This is a genomic window from Accumulibacter sp. (assembly GCF_032229525.1).
GTDB lineage: Bacteria > Pseudomonadota > Gammaproteobacteria > Burkholderiales > Rhodocyclaceae > Accumulibacter.
Genome location: NZ_JAVTWB010000245.1, coordinates 6027 through 26681, shown reverse-complemented (window position 1 = coordinate 26681; position 20655 = coordinate 6027). Strand labels below are relative to the sequence as shown.

18 protein-coding genes and 1 tRNA gene are annotated in these 20655 nt (G+C 60.6%); 13 read left to right on the top strand and 6 right to left on the bottom strand.

All coding sequences use genetic code 11. The features are described from left to right. Positions 1 to 41 precede the first annotated feature (41 nt). Together RUW20_RS19450 and RUW20_RS19445 are read right to left on the bottom strand one after the other, a co-directional pair. A tRNA-Ser gene (locus RUW20_RS19450) sits at positions 42 to 135 on the bottom strand. Then, positions 135 to 1415: an aspartate kinase gene (locus RUW20_RS19445; RefSeq protein ID WP_313953875.1), complete on the bottom strand. Its 1281-nt coding sequence runs from the start codon at positions 1413 to 1415 to the stop codon at positions 135 to 137. Before RUW20_RS19445 ends, RUW20_RS19450 begins: the two co-directional genes overlap by 1 nt. 245 nt (positions 1416 to 1660) lie before the next feature. Here RUW20_RS19445 and RUW20_RS19440 point away from each other — a divergent pair, with 245 nt between their 5' ends. Beyond that, positions 1661 to 1966: a helix-turn-helix domain-containing protein gene (locus RUW20_RS19440; protein ID WP_313953874.1), complete on the top strand. Its 306-nt coding sequence runs from the start codon at positions 1661 to 1663 to the stop codon at positions 1964 to 1966. A 299-nt stretch (positions 1967 to 2265) separates the two neighbouring features. On the opposite strand, the gene recN is transcribed toward RUW20_RS19440, so the two are convergent. Continuing rightward, positions 2266 to 3921 (bottom strand): DNA repair protein RecN, encoded by a 1656-nt coding sequence (gene recN, locus RUW20_RS19435; RefSeq protein WP_313953873.1) that lies wholly within the window; start codon positions 3919 to 3921, stop codon positions 2266 to 2268. A gap of 23 nt (positions 3922 to 3944) precedes the next feature. Further along, positions 3945 to 4871 carry an NAD kinase gene (locus tag RUW20_RS19430; protein ID WP_313953872.1) on the bottom strand — a complete coding sequence of 309 codons (927 nt, stop codon included), beginning with the start codon at positions 4869 to 4871 and terminating at the stop codon, positions 3945 to 3947. 75 nt (positions 4872 to 4946) lie between these two features. Here RUW20_RS19430 and hrcA point away from each other — a divergent pair, with 75 nt between their 5' ends. Beyond that, entirely contained in the window at positions 4947 to 5975 is a 1029-nt protein-coding gene (hrcA, locus tag RUW20_RS19425; RefSeq protein ID WP_313953871.1) for a heat-inducible transcriptional repressor HrcA, read from the top strand. Then, a complete protein-coding gene (gene hemH / locus RUW20_RS19420) occupies positions 5975 to 7078 on the top strand; it encodes a ferrochelatase (RefSeq protein ID WP_313953870.1) in 1104 nt (367 codons plus the stop codon). Before hrcA ends, hemH begins: the two co-directional genes overlap by 1 nt. 58 nt (positions 7079 to 7136) lie before the next feature. On the opposite strand, the gene RUW20_RS19415 is transcribed toward hemH, so the two are convergent. Continuing rightward, complete coding sequence (locus tag RUW20_RS19415; RefSeq protein WP_313953869.1) at positions 7137 to 8486, bottom strand: serine/threonine-protein kinase; 1350 nt, start codon at positions 8484 to 8486, stop codon at positions 7137 to 7139. A 180-nt stretch (positions 8487 to 8666) separates the two neighbouring features. On the opposite strand from RUW20_RS19415, the gene grpE reads away from it, so the two are divergent. The 4 genes from grpE to RUW20_RS19395 all read left to right on the top strand — a co-directional run bounded on the left by grpE (position 8667) and on the right by RUW20_RS19395 (position 13783). After that, the gene (grpE, locus tag RUW20_RS19410; RefSeq protein WP_313953868.1) at positions 8667 to 9245 is read left to right on the top strand and encodes a nucleotide exchange factor GrpE; all 579 of its coding nucleotides are present in this window, start codon (positions 8667 to 8669) and stop codon (positions 9243 to 9245) included. A 98-nt stretch (positions 9246 to 9343) separates the two neighbouring features. Continuing rightward, positions 9344 to 11278: a molecular chaperone DnaK gene (gene dnaK, locus RUW20_RS19405; protein ID WP_313953867.1), complete on the top strand. Its 1935-nt coding sequence runs from the start codon at positions 9344 to 9346 to the stop codon at positions 11276 to 11278. A gap of 66 nt (positions 11279 to 11344) precedes the next feature. Further along, on the top strand, positions 11345 to 12463 hold the full coding sequence (dnaJ, locus tag RUW20_RS19400; protein ID WP_313953866.1) for a molecular chaperone DnaJ: 1119 nt from the start codon (positions 11345 to 11347) through the stop codon (positions 12461 to 12463). Positions 12464 to 12640: 177 nt separating this feature from the next. Continuing rightward, positions 12641 to 13783, top strand: coding sequence for an ABC transporter substrate-binding protein (locus tag RUW20_RS19395; protein WP_313953865.1), 1143 nt, complete (start codon positions 12641 to 12643; stop codon positions 13781 to 13783). Between the two features lie 76 nt (positions 13784 to 13859). Here the strand turns inward: RUW20_RS19395 and cysS are convergent, their stop codons facing one another. Beyond that, the gene (cysS, locus tag RUW20_RS19390) at positions 13860 to 15236 is read right to left on the bottom strand and encodes a cysteine--tRNA ligase (RefSeq protein ID WP_313953864.1); all 1377 of its coding nucleotides are present in this window, start codon (positions 15234 to 15236) and stop codon (positions 13860 to 13862) included. A gap of 130 nt (positions 15237 to 15366) precedes the next feature. Here cysS and RUW20_RS19385 point away from each other — a divergent pair, with 130 nt between their 5' ends. The 6 genes from RUW20_RS19385 to RUW20_RS19360 all read left to right on the top strand — a co-directional run. After that, positions 15367 to 16500 (top strand): tetratricopeptide repeat protein, encoded by a 1134-nt coding sequence (locus RUW20_RS19385; RefSeq protein ID WP_313953863.1) that lies wholly within the window; start codon positions 15367 to 15369, stop codon positions 16498 to 16500. After that, positions 16500 to 17699: a murein L,D-transpeptidase family protein gene (locus RUW20_RS19380; RefSeq protein ID WP_313953862.1), complete on the top strand. Its 1200-nt coding sequence runs from the start codon at positions 16500 to 16502 to the stop codon at positions 17697 to 17699. The genes RUW20_RS19385 and RUW20_RS19380 overlap by 1 nt, the downstream gene beginning before the upstream one ends. Continuing rightward, complete coding sequence (locus tag RUW20_RS19375; RefSeq protein WP_313953861.1) at positions 17699 to 18262, top strand: peptidylprolyl isomerase; 564 nt, start codon at positions 17699 to 17701, stop codon at positions 18260 to 18262. The genes RUW20_RS19380 and RUW20_RS19375 overlap by 1 nt, the downstream gene beginning before the upstream one ends. Positions 18263 to 18270: 8 nt before the next feature. After that, positions 18271 to 18762 carry a peptidylprolyl isomerase gene (locus tag RUW20_RS19370; protein ID WP_313953860.1) on the top strand — a complete coding sequence of 164 codons (492 nt, stop codon included), beginning with the start codon at positions 18271 to 18273 and terminating at the stop codon, positions 18760 to 18762. A 31-nt stretch (positions 18763 to 18793) separates the two neighbouring features. Beyond that, a complete protein-coding gene (locus RUW20_RS19365; protein WP_313953859.1) occupies positions 18794 to 19525 on the top strand; it encodes a UDP-2,3-diacylglucosamine diphosphatase in 732 nt (243 codons plus the stop codon). Between the two features lie 100 nt (positions 19526 to 19625). Further along, positions 19626 to 20655 (top strand): RecQ family ATP-dependent DNA helicase (locus tag RUW20_RS19360; protein WP_313953858.1); only part of this gene is annotated, 1030 nt, incomplete at its 3' end.

Below are 20655 nucleotides of genomic sequence, written 5' to 3'. Positions count from 1 at the left end.
GGGTGTTCGTTTTTGCTGCAGGCAGTTGCGGGCTGCTGGCCTGGCGGAGACGAAGGGATTCGAACCCTTGATGCAGGTTTATGCCCGCATGCTCCCTTAGCAGGGGAGTGCCTTCGACCTCTCGGCCACGTCTCCTAGGAGGGCGTGATGATATCGGTTTCGTCACGACCGGTCAAACTCAACTTCGACTTTTGCGGCTTTTCCAGGCCGAAGGTCTTGTGTAGGACGCGGACGGCAAGTTCGAGGTACTTTTCTTCGATGACGACCGAGATCTTGATTTCGGAAGTGGAGATCATTTGCAGGTTGATCCCTTCCTTGGCCAGCGCGCCGAACATCTTGCTGGCGACGCCGGGATGGGACCGCATTCCGACGCCGACGGCGGAGACCTTGCAGGTCGTGGTGTCACCGCTGAGGTCGCGCGCCCCGATTTTCTGACGCACCGTTTCGAGGACCGCGAGCGCTTTGTTGTAGTCGCTGCGATTGACGGTGAACGAGAAGTCGGTGGTGTCGTCCCGGCCAATGTTCTGGATGATCATGTCGACGTCGATGTTGGCGTCGGCGATCGGTCCCAGGATCTGGTACGCAATGCCTGGGCGGTCGGGAACGCCGAGCATCGTCAGTTTGGCTTCATCGCGATTGAACGCGATCCCGGAGATGACAGGTTGTTCCATGGTGCTTTTTTCCTCAACAGTGATCAGCGTGCCCTCACCTTCGTCCTCGAAGCTCGAAAGCACACGGAGTTTGACTTTGTACTTGCCGGCGAACTCGACCGAGCGGATCTGCAGCACTTTTGAACCGAGGCTGGCCATTTCCAGCATTTCTTCAAAAGTGATGGTGTCGAGCTTGCGCGCTTCCGGGACGACGCGCGGGTCGGTGGTGTAGACACCGTCGACGTCGGTGTAGATCTGGCACTCGTCTGCTTTTAGGGCGGCGGCCAGGGCAACGGCCGAGGTGTCCGATCCGCCGCGCCCCAAGGTGGTGATATTGCCGTGTTCATCGGCACCCTGAAAGCCGGCGACGACGACCACATTGCCTTCGGCCAGCGCCGCGCGAATCCGGGTTTCGTCGATTTTGAGAATTCTCGCCTTGGTAAAGGCGCTATCGGTTAGCACGCTGACCTGCGAGCCGGTGAAGCTCTTGGCCTTGAGGCCTTCTGCATGCATGGCCATGGCCAACAGCGCAATGGTCACCTGCTCGCCGGTGGAGGCGATGACGTCGAGTTCGCGCGGGTCAGGTGACGGCGAGATCTCCTTGGCCAAAGCGATCAAGCGGTTGGTTTCGCCGGCCATTGCCGACGGAACGACAATGACGTCGTGTCCTTGCGCCTGCCAGCGAGCGACGCGTTTGGCGACATTTTTGATACGATCCGTCGAGGCCACCGACGTACCACCGAACTTCTGAACTATCAGCGCCATTGCAAATCCAATTGGAGGTCCAAAAAAGACGGCTATTCTAAAGCATTGCTTGGCACGGCGGCAAAGAGCGCCGGGCTTTGGCGAGCCGATCATCATTAGTCAAATGTGCTAATCGAATGCCACTTGCAATTCTGTTCGATTCGCCTATAGTGTGCCGTGTATTATTAAGGTCACATGTTGTCGATCTGTGGCAGGGAACGGATCTCCTGCTGGTTCGCGTGGAGTAATTGTACGAAAGGATAGCTATGAGCACCGTCAAAGTCGTCGAGAAGGTCGATCCCCGCGAAATTCGCCGCAAACTTGGCCTCAATCAACAGCAGTTCTGGTCAAAAATCGGCGTGACACAAAGCGGTGGTTCGCGCTACGAAAGCGGTCGCAACATGCCCAAGCCGGTGCGTGAGTTGCTAAGGTTGGTACATGTCGAGCAAATCGATATTCAGCGCCTCAGGCGTGAGGACTTCGAGGTCGTTGAGTATCTGAAGGCGGAAGACCCAGAGCAGTTCAAGTCTCTCAAGAAGGCAGCCAGAGGCAAGAGCAAGAAGGCTGTCTAAGCTATGTTGCTACGCTGTCGCGACCTGGTCGGGTCGCTGGCAGCGCTCTTCCGCTGTCGCCAACGCTTGATTGCCCGGTGTGTGGTGACCAGAGCAGTCCAAGTTCCCCGCAGGAGTCAAGAGTTAACCAAGCGCTCGCGTAGTCGTAGCGAGAGCCGTCCCTTGCCGCGGTGTTCGTGCTCCCCGGGCGCATGCTTGTGACTGCAGTGCGCCGGCGGCGCTGTTTCTGCGGGGTGGCCCCGCGTTGCGGGCAGCAGCTTAATCGACGCGGCCCTTGTCGGCGACGGTTTGGGCACTGATCAGGAAAGCTTCAGCATCTCTTTGGCGTGTTGGCGGGTGATCGGCGTGATCTCAACGCCGCCCAGCATGCGGGCGATCTCTTCGACCCGTGCTTCGGGCCCGAGCTCGGCGACACGGCTCTTCGGCTGGCCGGCGTCGGAAACCTTGCTCACTTGCCACTGCCAGTTGGCGCGTGCGGCCACCTGTGGCAGATGCGTCACGCACAGGACCTGTCGTTCGGCGCCCAGGTCGCGCAACAAGCGGCCCACCACTTCGGCGACACCGCCGCCAATGCCGACGTCAACCTCATCAAAGATCAGTGTCGGCACTCTCGCCGCCTGACTGGTTACCACTTGTATGGCCAGACTGATCCGCGACAGCTCCCCGCCCGATGCGACCTTGGCCAGGGAGCGCGATTCACTGCCTGCCAGTCCGGCAATGCGAAACTCGATCTGCTCAAGCCCATAGGCGTTGCCGCCTTCGATCGGCACCAGCTCAACATCGAAGCGTCCGCCACCCAGCGCCAGTTGCTGCATCACCTGGCTGACCTCGCCGCCCAGCGCCACGGCGGCCTCGGTACGGCCGGCGGACAGACGTCGAGCGAGATCGCCATACTGCCTGCTCGCCACTTCAACGCGCTCGGCCAATCCGGCGAGGTCGGTGGCGTCGCCGAGTGCCGCCAGCCTTTCCTGCCAGCGGGCCAGCAGGGCCGGCAATTCGTCTGGACTGCAGCGGAATCGTCGTGCGCAGTCAAGAACGGCCTCGATGCGGCGCTCCAGCTCTGTCAGGCGCTGCGGATCAAGCTCGACGCGGCTGGCGTAACGGCGAAGAGCGGAGATCGCTTCGCCGAGTTCGGCCTGCGCCGACTGTAGCAGGACGCCAACCTCAGCGAGCGCGGGGTCGTATTCAGACAGGCCGTCAAGCCGATTGGCGACGCTGGCGACCTGCGCTTCACACGCTGAATCGCCTTCGGCGAGGACCTGCAGGGAGAACTGCGTACCCTCGGCCAGACTCGCGGCGTGCCCCAGGCGCTTGTGCTCGTCATTCAGTGCCCGCCATTCGTCGACCGAGAAGCCAAGCGCTTCCAGTTCGGCGCGCTGCCAGCTCAGCTGCTCGCGTTCGACAGCCAGCGCTTCGATGCCGTCGGTCGCGGCCTCGAGTCGGTTCCTGGCTTCGCGCCATTGGCGCCAGGCGCTTGTGACCTCGGCCAGCAGGGTGTCGAGGCGGGCGTGAGAATCGAGCAGAGCGCGCTGTGCTTCGCTGCGCAGCAGCGATTGATGTGCGTGCTGGCCATGAATGTCGACCAGTCCCTCGGCCGCCTCGCGTAGCTGTTGGACGGTGACCGGTGAGCCGTTCAGATAGGCGCGCGAACGGCCGTTGGCGTCGACCAGTCGGCGCAGCAGCAAACCGTCCTGGGCATCCAGATCATGCTCGCGCAACCACTCGGCCGCTGCCGGCGAGCCTCGGAGATCAAACTCGGCGGTCACTTCGGCGCGCTCACCGCCCGACCGTACCAGGCTGGCGTCGGCGCGCTCGCCCAAGGCGAACGCCAGGGCATCGACAAGGATCGATTTGCCGGCGCCGGTTTCGCCGGTCAGCACGCCAAAACCGTCCTGAAACTCGAGTTCAAGGCGATCGACCAGCACGAAGTCGCGAATTGTCAAACGGCACAGCATGATATGGTCGTCGCAGAAATTGCTCAGTGTTCCTTGGGCCGCTCGCTCCAGTGCAGCTTTTGGCGCAGCATGGCGAAGTAGCTGTACCCAGGCGGGTGCAGCAGGCAGATCGAGTATTCGGAACGACGGATACGCACGCAATCACCGTTCTTGAGATCGACGGTCACCTGGCCATCGAAATGGGCGCGTGAATCGGTGGCGTGGACGATCCGGATCTCGATCTCGTTGCGATCGCCGACCAGGATCGGCCGGTTGGTCAGGGCATGGGGGCAGAGTGGCACCAGTGCGATCGCCGATACCTGCGGGTGCAGGATCGGGCCGTTGGCCGACAGCGCGTAGGCAGTCGAGCCGGTAGAGGTGGCGACGATCAAGCCATCCGACCGCAGGTGGTAGATGAATTCGCCGTCGATGAACAGTTCGAATTCGATCATTCGGCCGATCGCGCCCTTGTCCACCACCACGTCGTTGAGTGCCAGATTGGCAGCGACACTCCTCTCGTCGCGCAGGATCTCGGCATCCAGCAGCATGCGGGTTTCCGCAACGAACTTGCCGTCCAGCAAGTCGTCCATGCAGGTCAACATCTCGTCGCGGGACACATCGGTCATGAAGCCGAGACGCCCCTGGTTGATCCCGACCAGGGGCACACGGTAGCGCGCCAATTGACGCGCGGCATTGAGCATGGTGCCGTCGCCACCGATGACGATCGCCATGTCGGCATGTGCGCCAAGCCACGAAAAACTGCCGCTGGCCCAACTGCGCAGGTCCAGCTGGGTGACGACATTACGCGCGGTTTCTTCCTCGATCAACACCGTCATGCCGCGTTCATGCAAGTATTGAGCCAGCAAGCGAACCGATTCAACTATTTCCTGGCTATGGTACTTGCCGATCAGCGCGATCGTCTTGGGCAGATTCGCGCAATCAGCCGACTCTTGAGGAAAGGCACTGTTCATGGCGCCAATTAGACCACAATTCAGCTTGCTTCCGCGGCGCCCCGCCAGCGGTCGTTTTTTTGTAGAATCGGACACATGCTAGACGAACGCGCCAGAACCTTACTCAAGACCCTGATCGAACGCTACATCGCGGAAGGGCAGCCAGTCGGCTCGCGCGCGCTATCAAAGTATTCCGGCCTGGATCTGTCGGCGGCGACCGTACGCAATGTGATGGCCGATCTCGAAGACAATGGCCTGATTGCCAGCCCGCACACTTCCGCCGGGCGCGTGCCGACCTCGCGGGGCTACCGTTTTTTCGTTGATAGCCTGCTCACCGTCGAGCTGCTCGACAAGGAGAGAATCGACGCCATCGAGGGGCAACTGCTGCTTTCACAACCGAGGCAATTGATCAGCAACGCCTCGCATCTGCTCTCCGGCTTGACCCGTTTTGCCGGTATCGTCCTGACTCCGCGCCGCCGGGTGCCGCAGATTCGTCAGATCGAGTTCGTCAGTCTTTCCGAGAAACGCATCCTGCTGATCCTGGTGACTTCCGATGGTGACGTGCAGAATCGCCTGCTCTTTCCAGGGCGTTCCTATACGCCGTCGGAACTGGTTACCGCGACCAACTATCTGAACCAGCATTTCATCGGCCGTGATTTCGAACACATCCGCCGGCGTGTTCAGGAAGAACTGCAGAGGCTGCGCGGTGACCTGCAATCCTTGATGGCGGCAGCGCTGGCCGCTGGCGACGAGGCGATGAAAGGGCCTGACGAGCGGTATGTCATCTCGGGCGAGCGAAACCTGCTCGAAGTCGAGGAGTTCTCGTCCAACATGAAGCGGCTTCGTGAGTTGTTCGACCTTTTCGAACAACGGACTTCGCTGATGCAATTGCTCGACCTTTCGCATCGGGCCAGCGGCGTGCAGATCTTCATTGGTGGGGAATCTGGTCTGGCGCCACTCGATGAATGCAGTGTCGTCACGGCGCCGTATGAAGTGGATGGCCAGGTGGTCGGCTCGGTTGGCGTCATCGGTCCGACCCGCATGGCCTACGAGCGGGTCATCCCGATTGTGGACATTACGGCCAAACTACTCTCCTCGGCGTTGAGCTACCAGGCCAACTCCTGATGGCCCGCTATCTTCCGGAGCCGGCGTACCGCCACGGGTCACCGGAGCGCACCGGTGTTCTGCTGATCAATCTCGGGACGCCGGACGAACCGACGGCGGTGGCGGTACGACGCTACCTCAGGGAATTTCTTTCCGACCCGCGCGTCGTCGAGATCCCGCGCGCCGTGTGGTGGTTTATTCTGCACGGGATCATTCTCAGGGTTCGGCCGCGACGGTCGGCCGAAAAGTACGCGTCGATCTGGACTGGCGACGGCTCGCCGCTGAAGGTGCACGTCGAACGGCAGGCGAAACTGTTGCGCGGTTTCCTGGGCCGAGCCGGGCATCAGGTGGTCGTCGATTACGCGATGCGTTATGGCGAACCGTCGATCGCGGCGACCCTCTCCCGGCTCAAGGCCGACGGTTGTACGCGAATTCTGCTGCTACCGCTTTATCCCCAGTACGCCGCCAGCACCACCGCGACGGCCGTCGATGCGGCGTGTGTCTGGCTGCAGAGCATCCGCAACCAGCCGGAAATCCGAACGGTCAGGAGCTTCGCCGATCACCCCGGCTACATCGCAGCACTGGCCGCCAGCGTTCGCGAGCACTGGGCCCACAACGGCAAGCCCGGTGGCTCCTATCGGCTGGTGATGAGTTTTCACGGCCTGCCGCGCTACACCCTGGACAAGGGTGATCCTTACCACTGCGAATGTCAGAAGAGCGGCCGCCTGCTCGCCGAAGCGCTGGCTTTGCGTCCAGAACAGTATCAAGTCTGTTTTCAGTCGCGCTTCGGTCGCGCCGAGTGGCTGCAGCCGTACACCGCGCCGACACTGAAGGCGCTAGGCAAGCAGGGTGTGCAGCGGGTCGATGTGATTTGCCCGGGGTTTCCCGCGGACTGCCTGGAGACGCTCGAAGAGATCGCCATCGAAGGTCAGGGCGAGTTCCTCCGCGCCGGCGGCAAGGAATTCCACTACCTGCCGTGCCTCAACGAGCGCGACGACTGGATTGACGCCCTGGCCGACATTGCCGAACGCAAGCTGCAAGGCTGGCCAACCCGAACGATGCGCGATCAGCCCAGCCTGGACCTCAGTGCCTTGCGCGCAAAAGCCCTGGGCGCAACGTCCTGAGGCGGGCATTAGCGTGCGTCGGTGGCGGCGACGATGATGGCAGTTGGCCGGCTCGGCCTTATAGCAATTGCAGGGGTGGCGTCAGTCCGAGGGAAGAAGTCGAGAAGCTGCCTTGGACGGCTGCCTGGCCCATTTTCGCCAGCACCTTGTTGGCCTCGCGCAAACGGCCGAGCACTATGGCCAGCAAGACCTTGTTGAAACGTTCCTGCAGTTCGTCGGAAGCCAACTCGAGCGCCGCGCTGTTGATCTCCAGGAACAAGGTGGATTCCAGAGTTACCACCGTCGCGTGACGCAGCTTGTCGCCGGGGTGGAGGAAAGCCATTTCTCCCACCGACTCGCTGGAACCCAGGCGGCAGATGACCCGCCCGCCCGACGATACCTCGACGAAACCGTCAATGATCACGCCGAACTTGCGGTCGTTATCGCCTTCGCGGATCAGTGCCACTTTTTCCGAGATCTCTCGCCAGACGCTTATCCGCAGCACTTCCCACAACTCGATATCCTCGAATTCGGCAAAGAACTCCAGTTTTCTCAGCATCTCGAAATGCGTGAAATCCTGCTGCGTCTGATTTTCGTCAAGCATCTGGTAGCGTACGGCCGAGAGATCCTTGGCGAAGTCCGCACCGTTGCGATAGCGGTTGTAGAGGTCCTTTTCCAGCGCCTTCTTGATGATCGGATCAAGGCCAGGCGGGAGGTTCGGGTTAAGCGCGCAGACTGATGGCGAATCCATGTTGACGATCTTGTAGACCAGTGTCGCCGGATTGTTGGCGCGAAACGGCAGGCGCCCGGTAAGCATCTGAAACAGAAGCACACCAAGCGAATAGAGATCGGTCTTGTGATTGAGGGGATAGTTCTTTACCTGCTCGGGGGACATGTACGCCGGTGACCCGACACCCATCACGAAGGTGGAGTCCTTGCCCATGTTTTTCTGCACGTTCAGGCCCAGGCCGAAATCGGTGATCTTCGGATTGTCGTTGGTATCGATCAGGATGTTGGCCGGCTTGATGTCGCGATGGATGATCCCCTGGCGGTAGGCGTGATCCAGGGCCAGGCAACACTTGAAGAGGATGCCAATGGTGCGATGCAGCGGTAGCAGGCGGTTGATCGCACAGAACTGGTCGAGTGCACCGCCGTCGACGTACTCCATGACCAGATAGGCTTGATGCTGTTCGACGACGGCATCGTAGACCTTGACAATGTTCGGGTGCTGCAGCCGCCGGCCAATCGCGTCCTCGGTCTGAAAGATCTTGCGTAGACGCCGCGACATGGCGGCGCTGTCCTGGCCGAAGCGTATCAGCTTGACGGCAACCTGCCGGTTCAGATCCGGATCATTGGCCAGATAGACGAGCGCCGTCGCGCCCTTGCCAATGGGGCGAATGATCTCGTACTTGCCAATTTTCTCCGTCATGTGAGCACCACGCGCTATCGACGATCACAGCGAGTTGAAATGCTAGCAGCGAAACAGTTGCCAGAATGCGAAATTATGCGCGAACTGCCTCAACCTTCGATCGCTACGAGATGACAAAAAAGCCTTGAAATCGAAAAAGTCGCCCCAAACTGGGTCCAGTTTTCTGGGAGAACACAAATTATGCACGCAAAAGACAAACAGCCCAACGACACCAATGTGCCGCCCGAGCAAACGGGCAGCGCTGAATCGATCGCAGACCACAATTCCAGTGCGGATGGCAGCACCGGTACAGATAGCGCGACAACTCTGGAAGAGTCCCTTCGCCAGGCCGAATTGAAGGCTGCCGAGCACCATGATGCATGGTTGCGCGCAAAGGCCGAAACCGAGAATGTCCGTCGGCGCGCTCAGGAAGATATTGCCAAGGCGGGGAAGTTTGCCATTGAGCGCTTTGCCCGTGAGTTGCTGGTCGTGAAGGACAGTCTGGAATTGGCGTTGGCGAGCGAGGCGATGACGGTCGATAGCCTGCGGTCGGGTACCGAACTCACGCTCAAGCAACTGGGCGCGGCGTTCGAGAAATCGGCGCTCAGCGAGATCAATCCGCTGGGCGCGAAGTTCGACCCGCATCGCCATCAGGCGATCAGCGTCGTCGAGTCGGCCGAGGAGCCGAATACCGTGGTCACCGTTCTGCAAAAAGGTTACCTGTTGGCCGATCGCGTGCTGCGCCCGGCAATGGTCGTTGTGACCAGGGCTGCGGCTTGAAATAGTTACGATTACCCCCAACTTTGGCTTATCACCAGACATTCCGCCACCTAGTGAATGTCGTTACAAATCACTGAAATATTGAAAGGAACCTGTATATGGGCAAGATCATCGGTATTGATCTGGGCACGACCAACTCCTGCGTTGCGGTCATGGAAAACGGCAAGCCGAAGGTTATCGAGAATTCCGAAGGCGCTCGTACCACGCCCTCGATCGTGGCCTACACCGAAGACGGCGAGATCTTGTGCGGTGCCTCGGCCAAGCGCCAGGCCGTGACCAACCCAAGCAACACGCTGTACGCCATCAAGCGTTTGATCGGTCGTCGCTTTGAAGAGAAGGAAGTGCAGAAGGATATCTCGCTGATGCCCTTCAAGATTCTCAAAGCCGACAATGCAGACGCCTGGGTCGAGGTTCGTGGCAAGAAGATCGCGCCGCCGCAGGTTTCTGCCGAAGTGCTGCGCAAGATGAAGAAGACCGCTGAGGATTATCTTGGCGAGGAGGTTACCGAGGCGGTGATTACCGTGCCGGCCTATTTCAACGACAGTCAGCGGCAGGCCACCAAGGATGCCGGCCGGATAGCCGGGCTTGAAGTCAAGCGGATCATCAACGAGCCGACGGCGGCTGCGCTGGCCTTTGGCATGGACAAGAAGCAGGGCGACAAGAAGATCGCCGTCTATGACCTCGGTGGCGGCACCTTCGACATCTCGATCATCGAAATCGCCCAGGTCGAGGGCGAGCATCAGTTCGAAGTGTTGTCAACGAACGGCGATACCTTCCTCGGCGGCGAAGACTTCGATCAGCGCCTGATCGACTACATCATCGACGAGTTCAAGAAGGAATCGGGAGTTAACCTGAAGGCCGACGTGCTGGCCCTGCAGCGCCTCAAGGACGCGGCCGAAAAGGCCAAGATCGAGCTTTCCTCAGGCCAGCAAACGGAAATAAACCTGCCGTACATCACCGCTGACAGCTCCGGCCCCAAGCACCTGACGCAGAAGATCACGCGGGCAAAATTCGAATCACTGGTCGACGAACTTGTTCAGCGCACCATCGAGCCGTGCCGTATCGCGCTCAAGGACGCCGGTTGCAAGATGAGCGACATCGATGACGTGATTCTCGTCGGCGGGCAGTCCCGGATGCCCAAGGTGCAGGAGAAAGTGAAAGAATTCTTCGGCCGCGAGCCGCGCCGGGATGTCAACCCCGACGAAGCCGTGGCGGCCGGTGCGGCGATCCAGGGTGGCGTGCTGCAGGGCGAGGTCAAGGACGTCCTTCTGCTTGACGTGACGCCGCTGTCCCTGGGTATCGAGACCCTGGGCGGCGTGATGACCAAGCTGATCAAGAAAAATACGACTATCCCGACCAAGGCGAACCAGGTCTTTTCGACCGCCGACGACGGTCAGTCGGCCGTCACCATTCATGTTCTGCAGGGCGAGCGCGAGATGGCCGCCGGCAACAAGAGCCTCGGGCAGTTCAACCTCTCCGACATTCCGCCGGCGCCGCGTGGTATGCCCCAGATCGAGGTTACCTTCGATATCGACGCCAACGGTATTCTGCATGTCTCGGCCAAGGACAAGGCGACTGGCAAGGAGAACAAGATCAAGATCCAGGCTTCGTCCGGTCTCAACGAAGACGAAGTGCAGCGCATGGTTCAAGACGCGGAGCTGCATGCCGAAGAAGATCGCAAGGCCCATGAACTCGCGGAAGCGCGTAATCAGTGCGACGGCATGATTCACACCGTCAAGAAATCGCTGGGCGAGTATGGCAAGTCGCTGTCCGACAGCGAGAAAGAGGTGATCGAAGCGGCGATGAAGGAAGCCGAGGAGGCGATTCGTGGCAACGACCTCGACGCCATCAAGGCTAAAACGGAGGCGCTCGGGACAGCTGCACAGAAGCTCGGGGAGAAGATGTACGCGCAACAGCAGGCCCAGGCTGGCGGCGAGGAGGGCGCGCCCGGAGCGGGTTCGGGCGGTGAGGCGAAGAAGGATGACAGCGACGTGGTCGATGCCGAGTTCACTGAAGTGAAAGACAAGAAGTAGGCATCCGCCTGAAGGGCGAGGCGTATAATCGCGCCTCGCCCCGTCCCACCAAGTGCTCGAGAACCGATGGCTAAACGCGACTTTTACGACATTCTGGGCGTCAATCGCGACGCATCCGATGAAGAAATAAAGAAAGCCTACCGCAAGCTGGCAATGAAGCATCATCCGGACCGTAATCCGGATAACCCCAAGTCCGAAGAGAATTTCAAGGAAGCCAAGGAGGCCTACGAGATCCTCTCCGACCCCCAGAAGCGAGCCGCCTATGATCAGTATGGTCATGCCGGTGTCGATCCGCAGGCCGGGATGGGCGGCGCCGGTGCCGGCGGATTCTCCGATGCCTTTGGCGGTATTTTCGACGAGATCTTCGGTGGCGCTCGCGGTGGACGTTCGAACATCTATCGTGGTGCAGATCTTCGCTACAACCTCGAAATCACCCTCGAACAGGCAGCCTTCGGCACTGAAACCAAGATTCGCATTCCGACGATGGAGGTGTGCGATGCCTGCCATGGCAGCGGTGCCAAGGCCGGCACGCAGCCGAAAACCTGTCCGACGTGCCAGGGCAGCGGTCAGGTGCGCCTGCAGCAGGGCTTTTTCTCGATCCAGCAGACCTGCCCGAAATGTCATGGCACGGGACGCTTCGTGGCTGACCCATGTGCACCCTGTCACGGCGTGGGTCGCGTCAAGCAGCACAAGACGCTGGCGGTCAAGATACCGGCCGGGGTGGATGAGGGCGATCGGATTCGCCTTTCTGGCGAAGGCGAGCACGGCGTCAACGGTGGCCCGTCAGGCGATCTGTACGTTCAGATTCATCTCAAGCCGCACCCGGTTTTCCAGCGCGAGCAGAACGACCTGCATTGTGAAATGCCGATCAGCTTTACCACCGCGGCGCTCGGCGGAGAAATCGAGATTCCGACCCTTGACGGGGCGGCGAAGCTCCGGATCCCTGCCGAGACGCAGTCCGGAAAAGCCTTCCGCTTGCGCGCCAAAGGGATCAAGAGCGTACGTAGTCATGCGCATGGCGACTTGCTGTGCCACGTCGTCGTCGAGACGCCAGTCCATTTGACGGAGCGCCAGAAGGAACTGCTGCGTGAACTCGAGGAATCAAGTCAGGAGAACGCGGGTCACCATAATCCTCGCGCCAAATCCTGGATGGATCGCGTACGAGATTTCTTCGCGGCGACCTGAGACCGCTGTCACAGCTGTGCCAAACGAAGCGGGGCGCCTCCGTGCTGTGTCCTCCGGCTACCGCTGATCTCGTCCTTCTCCTTCGTGTAAGCAGCGTGTCAGGTTTTCTCGCCATCCTTCCATAGTGGCTGAAGTGGTCTGCAGGTGACCACCAGCCTACCCTGGGAGTGCGATGGCATGAGGTGGGCAAAGGTACTGCTGTGTGGCCTGTTGAGCTGGGTTGGCTGCGTCGCAGCGGGGGAGGTCGGCGTTTCCGACACCAGCATCCTGATCGGCATGACGGCTCCGCTTTCGGGTCCCAATGGCGCCTACGGGCTGGACATGAAGACGGTGATCCAGGCGTACTTTCGCCAGGTCAACGAAGGCGGTGGCGTTCACGGCAGGGCGCTGGCTCTTCGCGTGCTGGACGATGGCTATGAGACCGAGCGGGCGGTCGCCAACACCAAAGCGCTGATTGCCAATGATAAAGTGTTCGCCTTGCTGGCTTTCTACGGCTCCAGTCCGACCACAGCGGCGATGAACGAGGTTTTCGGCGTCGCCAAAGTGCCACTGGTAGGAACGATTTCCGGCGCCGATGCTCTCCGCCAGTCGCCCAGGGACAACCCGAACAATCGCTATATGTTCAATGTGCGGGCCAGCTACGCGAACGAAACCGAGGCCATCGTCAATCACCTGGTGTCGCTCGGCGTCAAGGACATTGGCGTTCTTTACCAGAACGATGGTTTCGGCAAATCGGGTCTGGATGGCGTTGTTGCAGCGCTCAAGAAACACCAACAGGCGCCGTCGGTGGTGGCCACGGTCGAACGCAACTCGGTCGATGTCGCCCAGGCGGTGCAGCAAATCGCCAAGTCCAATCCGCAGGCGGTGATCATGGTGACGCTCTACAAACCGACCGCAGCCTTCGTTCGCGGCATGAAGAAGGCCAACCAAATCCCGCAGTTCATGACGCTTTCGCCAGTCGGCACCGACTTGCTGATCCAGGAGCTGGGTGACGAGGCGCGTGGCATTGGTATTTCGCAGGTGATGCCGTCACCATGGAACGACACTACACCGATGGTGCGCGACTACCAGAAGCTGCTCGGCAAGCAGGGGGCACCTTCCTACTACGGCCTCGAGGCCTACGCCATGGCCCGAGTGCTGGTGGACGGGATGCGGAAAGCGGGCAAGGATCTGAGCCGGGAAAAGCTGGTTGCCGCTCTCGAAAGCATGCAAAACCATGATCTTGGCGGCTATCGCGTGAGCTATTCGGCCAATGAGAGACTCGGCTCGCGTTTCGTCGACCTGACGGTGATTGGTGCTGGTGGTCGGGTCATGCGGTAGGCGAGGGGCGAGCTGCAAGCGCCGACGGGAATTGGCTTGCCGTGCGCGCGGTTGGTGCCTGGCCTGGCGTCGGCAATCAGGAGCGTCGCCAGCTGGTGCCGGCAACGCCATCCTCGAGGACCACCCCGGCTGCCAGTAACTCGGCCCGGATGCGGTCCGCTGCGGCGAAGTCCTTGCGCTTCTTGGCGGCCACGCGGTCGGCAATCAAGGATTCGACGCGCGCGATCACCTCGTCCTCCCCGTCGCTGCTCGGCGCTGCTTGCAGGTAGACCTGGGGCTCGCGTTCGAGCAGGCCCAGCAGGCCCGCCAGTCCCCGCAACTGGCTGGCCAGCGTGCGGGATTTGCCGCGGTTGATCTCGGCGGCCAGATCGAACAGCACAGCACACGCTTCGGGTGTGTTGAAATCGTCGTTCATTGCCTGGCTGAAGCGCTGCGCGTGCGCTTCATGCCAATCGACCGGGGTCGTTGTGAGGTCGACGGTTTTCAGTGCGGTATACAGTCGGGTCAGTGCCTGCCGGGCGTCGTCGAGATGGCTGTCCGAATAGTTGAGCGGACTGCGGTAGTGCGCCCGCAAGATAAAAAAGCGCAGCACTTCAGGGTCGTACTTCTTGACGATTTCCCTGATAGTGAAGAAATTGCCGAGCGACTTCGACATTTTTTCGTCGGCGACACGAACGAAGCCGTTGTGCATCCAGTAGTTCACGAATCGGCACTGATGCGCTCCTTCCGATTGCGCGATCTCGTTTTCGTGGTGGGGAAACTGCAGATCCTGTCCGCCGCCGTGAATGTCGAAGTGCTGACCGAGCAGATCAGAACTCATCGCCGAGCACTCGATGTGCCAGCCTGGTCGACCGTCACCCCACGGTGACGCCCAGGATGGCTCGCCTTCCCTGGCGTGCTTCCAGAGAACGAAATCGAGAGGATCATCCTTGCCGGTATCGACGTCCACCCGTTCGCCTGCCCGCAGGTCGTCGATCGATTTCCCCGACAGCTGACCGTAGCCAGGAAACTTGCGAACCGAGAAATTCACGTCGCCGTTCGGCGCCTGGTAAGCCAGACCGTTCTTTTCCAGCGCTTCGATCAGCTTGAGCATCTGTGGTACGTAGGCGGTGGCTCGTGGTTCATGATCCGGCTTTTCGACGCCGAGCAGCGCGGCATCCTCGTCCATGGCAGCGATGAAATGGCTGGTCAATTCCGCGATGCTTTGCTTGCTCTCCAGCGCACGCTTGATGATTTTGTCATCGATGTCGGTGATGTTGCGGACGTAGGTTACCTGCAGTCCACTTGCCCGCAGCCAGCGTTGCACCATGTCAAAAACAACCAGCACACGCGCGTGACCGAGGTGGCAGTAGTCATAGACCGTCATGCCACAGACATAGATGCGGACGCTGCCTGGGGTGATCGGTACGAAGGACTGCTTTTCTCTGGCCAACGAATTGTAGATCTTGAGCATCTTGAGGCTCTCGAAAGCGCCCCGCGCCGACCAGCGCGAGTGTGCAGCGCTTTGGTTTCGACGCAGTTCTTGTTAGAATCGGTCGGTTAAGTGAACACTCAACGGCCGCTCTGCCCAGTATACCATAACGATGCGATTGATCCCCCTGAAGCCCCCGTACACCTGCCGTTCGGCAATGATCTGCGGGCTCTTCATGGCCATGAGCTCGTCTTTCGCCGCTCTCGATAACCTGCCCGATGCACAGCGTCTGAGCAGACAGGGACAGTGGTCACAGGCCCTCGCAAAGGTCGACGCGCACCTGGCGAGTCAGCCGAACGAGGCACAGGGGCGCTTCCTGCGTGGCGTGATTTTGGCCGAGATGGGGCGGTCAGCTGACGCCATTGTCGTCTTCAGCAAACTCGTCGCCGACTATCCGGAACTGCCCGAGCCGTACAATAATCTCGCCGTCTTGTATGCCCAGCAGAAACACTACGACGAGGCTCGCACGGCGCTCGAGATGGCGATCAGGACGCATCCGAGTTACTCGACCGCGCACGAGAATCTTGGTGATGTCTACGCCAAGCTCGCCAGCCAGGCTTATGACAAGGCGCTGAAACTTGATTCCTCGAACCAGGCGACGCAGTCCAAGCTGTCGATGATTCGCGAGCTCATCAGCACCTCCTCAGGTGCTGCTGGCAAGCCGGGCGCGGCAATCCAAGCGACAGGCGAAGCGGGCACGAAGGCCGCTGATCAGCCGGCCAAGGTGGCGCTCGCGGCGCCGCCTGTCGTCGCTGCGCCGATTCCGGCGAGTCCCGTGACTGCACCGGCGAGCCGGTCCGCGGCCCAGCCGGCAGCGCCCGCCGCAGTAGACAAGATGGAACAGGCAGTAGTCGCAGCGGCGCCAGCGCAGCCTGAGCCGCCGAAGCTACCGCCAACAGCCGACGCCGCTGATGAGGCTGAAGTCAGCAAGGAACTGCAAGGCTGGGCCAGCGCATGGTCGCGTAAAGACGTGAAGGCTTATCTCGGCCATTACGCCGCCGATTTCGATACGCCAAGGGGAATGTCGCGCAAGGCGTGGGAAGCCCAGCGTCACCAGCGCATCGACAAGCCCGGCAAACTGCAGGTCGACCTGGAGGACGTCCAAATTTCGTTCGCCGACGACAAGGCGACAGTCAAGTTCAGGCAGCATTACGTGTCAGCGACGCTGAAATCTACGGTGGGCAAGACCTTGTTGTTTGTGAAAATGAAAGGCAGATGGTTGATTCAGCAGGAGCGTGTCAGTTGATGAAACGGATGCTCGGCGTTTTCCTGGCAGTGTTTGCGGCTGCTGCGACGAGTGTAGCGGTGGCGGCGGGCAATAGCTCGCCGGTGCTGTTTTCCGACTCCGGACCGGAGCCGCAACTGGCCAGTATCCTGGGTGAAATCGAGAACCACCGACTCGATGCCGCACTACAGCAAACGGAAGCACTGTTGCGACAGTATCCCAATTTTCGGCTCGGGCATCTGATCAAGGGCGACTTGCTACTGGCGCGGGGAAAGGCGCTGGCGACTTTCGGAAATGCGGACAACGCCCCGCGCGAGCAGCTGGCCGACCTGCGCGAGGAGGCGGTCGTCCGCCTCCAGGCGTATCGGGACAAGCCGGCCATGGCCAGTCAATTGCCTCGCTATTTGCTGCAGATGGCGCCGGAGCAGAAATACGCAATCGTCGTAGACACCGAGAAATCGCGGCTCTATCTCTACGAAAATGACCGCAGTCGGCCGCGTTTCGTTGCCGACTACTACATCACCCATGGCAAGTTCGGTGCCGACAAGATGCGTGAGGGCGACAAGAAGACGCCGGTGGGCGTCTACCATGTCACCGCCGACCTGTCGGCCAAGAAGCTCGGCGATCTCTACGGAAGCGGCGCGTTCCCGATCAACTATCCCAATGAGTGGGACAAGCGGCAGGGCCGCAAGGGCCATGGCATCTGGCTGCATGGCACCCCGTCGGACACTTTTTCGCGCCCACCGAAGGCCTCGAATGGCTGCGTCGTGCTGGCCAATATCGACCTCAATGCCCTGGCCAAGAACGTCCAGGTCGGCGTGACTCCGGTGATTATCAGCGATTCCATTGAATGGCTTTCGCTTGAGGATTGGGAGACCGAACGGAGGGCACTCAACGAGAAAATCGAAGAGTGGCGGAACGATTGGGAAAGCCGGGACATGGATCGCTTTCTCAAACATTACTCGAAGAGGTTCCAGACCCGCGAGCAGAACCTTGCCCAGTTTGCAGCCCAGAAGCGGCAGGCCAACGCTGCCAAGGAATGGGTCAAAGTCGAGCTTTCGCGACAGTCGACATTTCGTAGCCCGGGTAGCGATGGCGTCGTTCTCGTCACCTTCGACCAGCAGTACACCAGCAACAACCTCAATAACCAGATGAAGAAACGCCAGTACTGGATACGCGAAGACGGTACCTGGAAGATCATTTATGAAGGGACTGCCTGATGCACAAAACACTCGCCTCAATCGCCGCCGGTTTGTCGTTGTCTTTTGCGGCTGTGGCCGCGCCGACCGTCGAAATGCAGACCAGCGCGGGAACGATCGTCATCGAACTCGATTCCGCGAAGGCGCCAAAAACGGTCCACAACTTCGTTCAGTACGTCAACGAGGGTTTTTACAACGGTACGATTTTCCACCGCGTCATTCCCGGCTTCATGATCCAGGGCGGTGGTTTCACCCCTGATATGGAACAAAAACCGGCTCCCCGAAAAGTGGAAAACGAGGGGAAAAATGGCCTGAAGAACGATCGCTGGACGATCGCCATGGCCCGCACCTCGGACCCTCATTCGGCCAGCGCACAGTTCTTCATCAACCATAAGGACAACGCTGCCCTCAACTATCCTGCATCCGACGGTTGGGGTTACGCTGTTTTTGGCAAGGTGACGCGGGGCACGGATGTCGTCGACCGGATCGCCAGCGTCCCGACCGGCAATCGCGCGATGCACCAGAACGTTCCCCTTGAGCCGGTGGTCATCCAGTCGGTCAAGATCCTCCCCGAGAAAAAATAAGGAAACCCATGATCAAACTGCACACCAATTTTGGCGTTATCGGCATCGAAGTGGACGCTGAAAAAGCGCCCTTGTCGGCCAGTAATTTCCTCGCCTACGTCGAGTCCGGGCACTACGACAACACCATTTTTCATCGGGTCATTCCGGGTTTCATGATCCAGGGTGGTGGCTTTGCGCCCGGCATGAAGCAGAAATCGTGCACCGCGCCGATCAAGAACGAGGCCGATAACGGGCTCAAGAACGAGGCCTATACGCTGGCCATGGCGCGGACCAACGACCCCCACTCGGCGACTGCACAGTTCTTCATAAATGTGGCGAACAACGCCGCGCTGAACTTTCGTTCGCAGGATTCCGCTGGCTGGGGTTATTGCGTTTTCGGCAAGGTCGTCGAGGGGACCGATGTGGTCGACAAGATCAAGGGGGTCAGGACCGGTTCCTCCGGCTTCCATCAGGATGTTCCGATCGAGGACGTGCTGATCGAGCGCGCCGAAGTCTGCTGAAACCGACGCCAGCGTCCGCCCTGCAGCACCCTTGATCCTTTTCATTTCAGACCTGCACCTGGCGCCGCAAGCGCCGGGTGTCACCCACATCTTCCTTGACTTCCTCGGCGGCCGTGCGCGCGCTGCCGAGGAACTGTTCATCCTCGGCGATCTGTTCGACGCGTGGCCGGGGGACGACTGCCTTGACGATCCGGACGATTCTTTCGCGGCGTTGATCGTCGACGCCCTACGCGACCTGATGAACAGCGGCGTGGCGCTATCGGTGATGCACGGTAACCGTGATTTTCTCCTTGGCGACCTTTTTGCGGCCCGCAGCGGCGCCCATCTGCTGCCAGACCCCTGCGTACTGTCTTTGCCGACATGGCAGTTCGTCCTCTCGCATGGCGACGCACTGTGCACCGACGACGACGAGTATCAGGCGTTTCGCGCGCGCGTTCGCCAGCCGGACTGGCAGTCGGCGTTTCTGGCCCGGCCGCTGCTTGAGCGCAAGGAGCTGGTCCTCGCCCTGCGTCGGCAAAGCGAGTCCGCCAAACGTGGCAAGGCCAGCTTCCTGATGGACGTCAATCCCGGGACGACCGACGATTTCCTGCGAATCCACGGTTACGCCACCCTGATCCATGGCCATACGCATCGCCCGGCCAGGCATGATCACATTGTCGACGGCATCCACGTCGAACGCTGGGTATTGTCCGACTGGACGGAGGAGGGGGGCGAATGTCTGTGCTGGGATGGCGAGGCACTGAGCCGGGAGCGCTTGCGCTGAAGGCGTTTCTGCTCGGGTGGCCCAGGCGCTTGTGGCGTGCCATCATGGCTGGTGGCGCACCGTCGCCCGCCACTGCGCTATCGCCGAGACCAGGAAGGTCATGACTTCGCCGGCGGTCGAGGTGCTGCGTCGGGTGTTCGGCTATCCGTCCTTTCGCGGCCAGCAGGCGGCGATTGTCGACCAGGTCGTTGGCGGCGGCGACGCCCTGGTACTGATGCCGACCGGTGGCGGCAAGTCGCTCTGCTATCAGATTCCGGCCCTCTTGCGGCCAGGCGTCGGGGTGGTCGTTTCGCCGCTGATCGCCCTGATGCAGGATCAGGTCGACGCCTTGCGACAAGTGGGCGTCAAGGCTGCTTTCCTCAATTCCTCGCTGGACTTCCGGGCGGTGGTCGATATCGAGCGCAGCCTGTCGCGCGGCGAACTCGATCTCATCTATGTCGCCCCCGAACGGCTGCTGACGGACCGTTTCATCGCTCTCCTCGAACAGCTGATCGCCCGCCAGCAAGTGGCCCTGTTCGCCATCGACGAGGCGCACTGCGTTTCGCAGTGGGGCCACGACTTTCGCCCCGAGTACATCCAACTCTCCCAGTTGCACCAACGTTTTCCCGGCATACCGCGCATTGCGCTGACGGCGACGGCCGACCAACTGACGCGGCAGGAAATCAGAACCCGGCTCGGGCTCGACGAAGCACGCGTGTTCGTCGCCAGTTTCGATCGGCCCAATATCCGTTACTCCATTGTCGAGCGAGACAATCCGCGCCAGCAGTTGCGCGCGTTTCTCGGCGCGCACGCGAACGCAGCCGGGATCGTCTACTGCCTGTCACGGCGCAAGGTCGACGAAACGGCCGTCTGGCTGAACGCGCAGGGGGTGCCCGCCTTGCCCTACCACGCCGGATTGCCGACCGCCGACCGCCAGCGGCATCAGCAGCGCTTCCTGCGCGAGGATGGCCTGGTGATGGTCGCCACCATCGCCTTCGGCATGGGCATCGACAAGCCGGACGTGCGTTTCGTCGCCCACCTCGATCTGCCGCGTAGCCTCGAAGCCTACTACCAGGAAACGGGGCGCGCCGGGCGCGACGGCGAGCCGTCGGAAGCGTGGATGACCTATGGGCTCAATGACGTCGTGATCC

Bases quoted from the DNA above. Each gene is read 5' to 3' on its own strand.
- RUW20_RS19445 (WP_313953875.1), bottom strand. From the start codon at position 1,415: ATGGCGCTGATAGTTCAGAAGTTCGGTGGTACGTCGGTGGCCTCGACG.
- RUW20_RS19440 (WP_313953874.1), top strand. From the start codon at position 1,661: ATGAGCACCGTCAAAGTCGTCGAGAAGGTCGATCCCCGCGAAATTCGC.
- recN (WP_313953873.1), bottom strand. From the start codon at position 3,921: ATGCTGTGCCGTTTGACAATTCGCGACTTCGTGCTGGTCGATCGCCTT.
- RUW20_RS19430 (WP_313953872.1), bottom strand. From the start codon at position 4,871: ATGAACAGTGCCTTTCCTCAAGAGTCGGCTGATTGCGCGAATCTGCCC.
- hrcA (WP_313953871.1), top strand. From the start codon at position 4,947: ATGCTAGACGAACGCGCCAGAACCTTACTCAAGACCCTGATCGAACGC.
- hemH (WP_313953870.1), top strand. From the start codon at position 5,975: ATGGCCCGCTATCTTCCGGAGCCGGCGTACCGCCACGGGTCACCGGAG.
- RUW20_RS19415 (WP_313953869.1), bottom strand. From the start codon at position 8,486: ATGACGGAGAAAATTGGCAAGTACGAGATCATTCGCCCCATTGGCAAG.
- grpE (WP_313953868.1), top strand. From the start codon at position 8,667: ATGCACGCAAAAGACAAACAGCCCAACGACACCAATGTGCCGCCCGAG.
- dnaK (WP_313953867.1), top strand. From the start codon at position 9,344: ATGGGCAAGATCATCGGTATTGATCTGGGCACGACCAACTCCTGCGTT.
- dnaJ (WP_313953866.1), top strand. From the start codon at position 11,345: ATGGCTAAACGCGACTTTTACGACATTCTGGGCGTCAATCGCGACGCA.
- RUW20_RS19395 (WP_313953865.1), top strand. From the start codon at position 12,641: ATGAGGTGGGCAAAGGTACTGCTGTGTGGCCTGTTGAGCTGGGTTGGC.
- cysS (WP_313953864.1), bottom strand. From the start codon at position 15,236: ATGCTCAAGATCTACAATTCGTTGGCCAGAGAAAAGCAGTCCTTCGTA.
- RUW20_RS19385 (WP_313953863.1), top strand. From the start codon at position 15,367: ATGCGATTGATCCCCCTGAAGCCCCCGTACACCTGCCGTTCGGCAATG.
- RUW20_RS19380 (WP_313953862.1), top strand. From the start codon at position 16,500: ATGAAACGGATGCTCGGCGTTTTCCTGGCAGTGTTTGCGGCTGCTGCG.
- RUW20_RS19375 (WP_313953861.1), top strand. From the start codon at position 17,699: ATGCACAAAACACTCGCCTCAATCGCCGCCGGTTTGTCGTTGTCTTTT.
- RUW20_RS19370 (WP_313953860.1), top strand. From the start codon at position 18,271: ATGATCAAACTGCACACCAATTTTGGCGTTATCGGCATCGAAGTGGAC.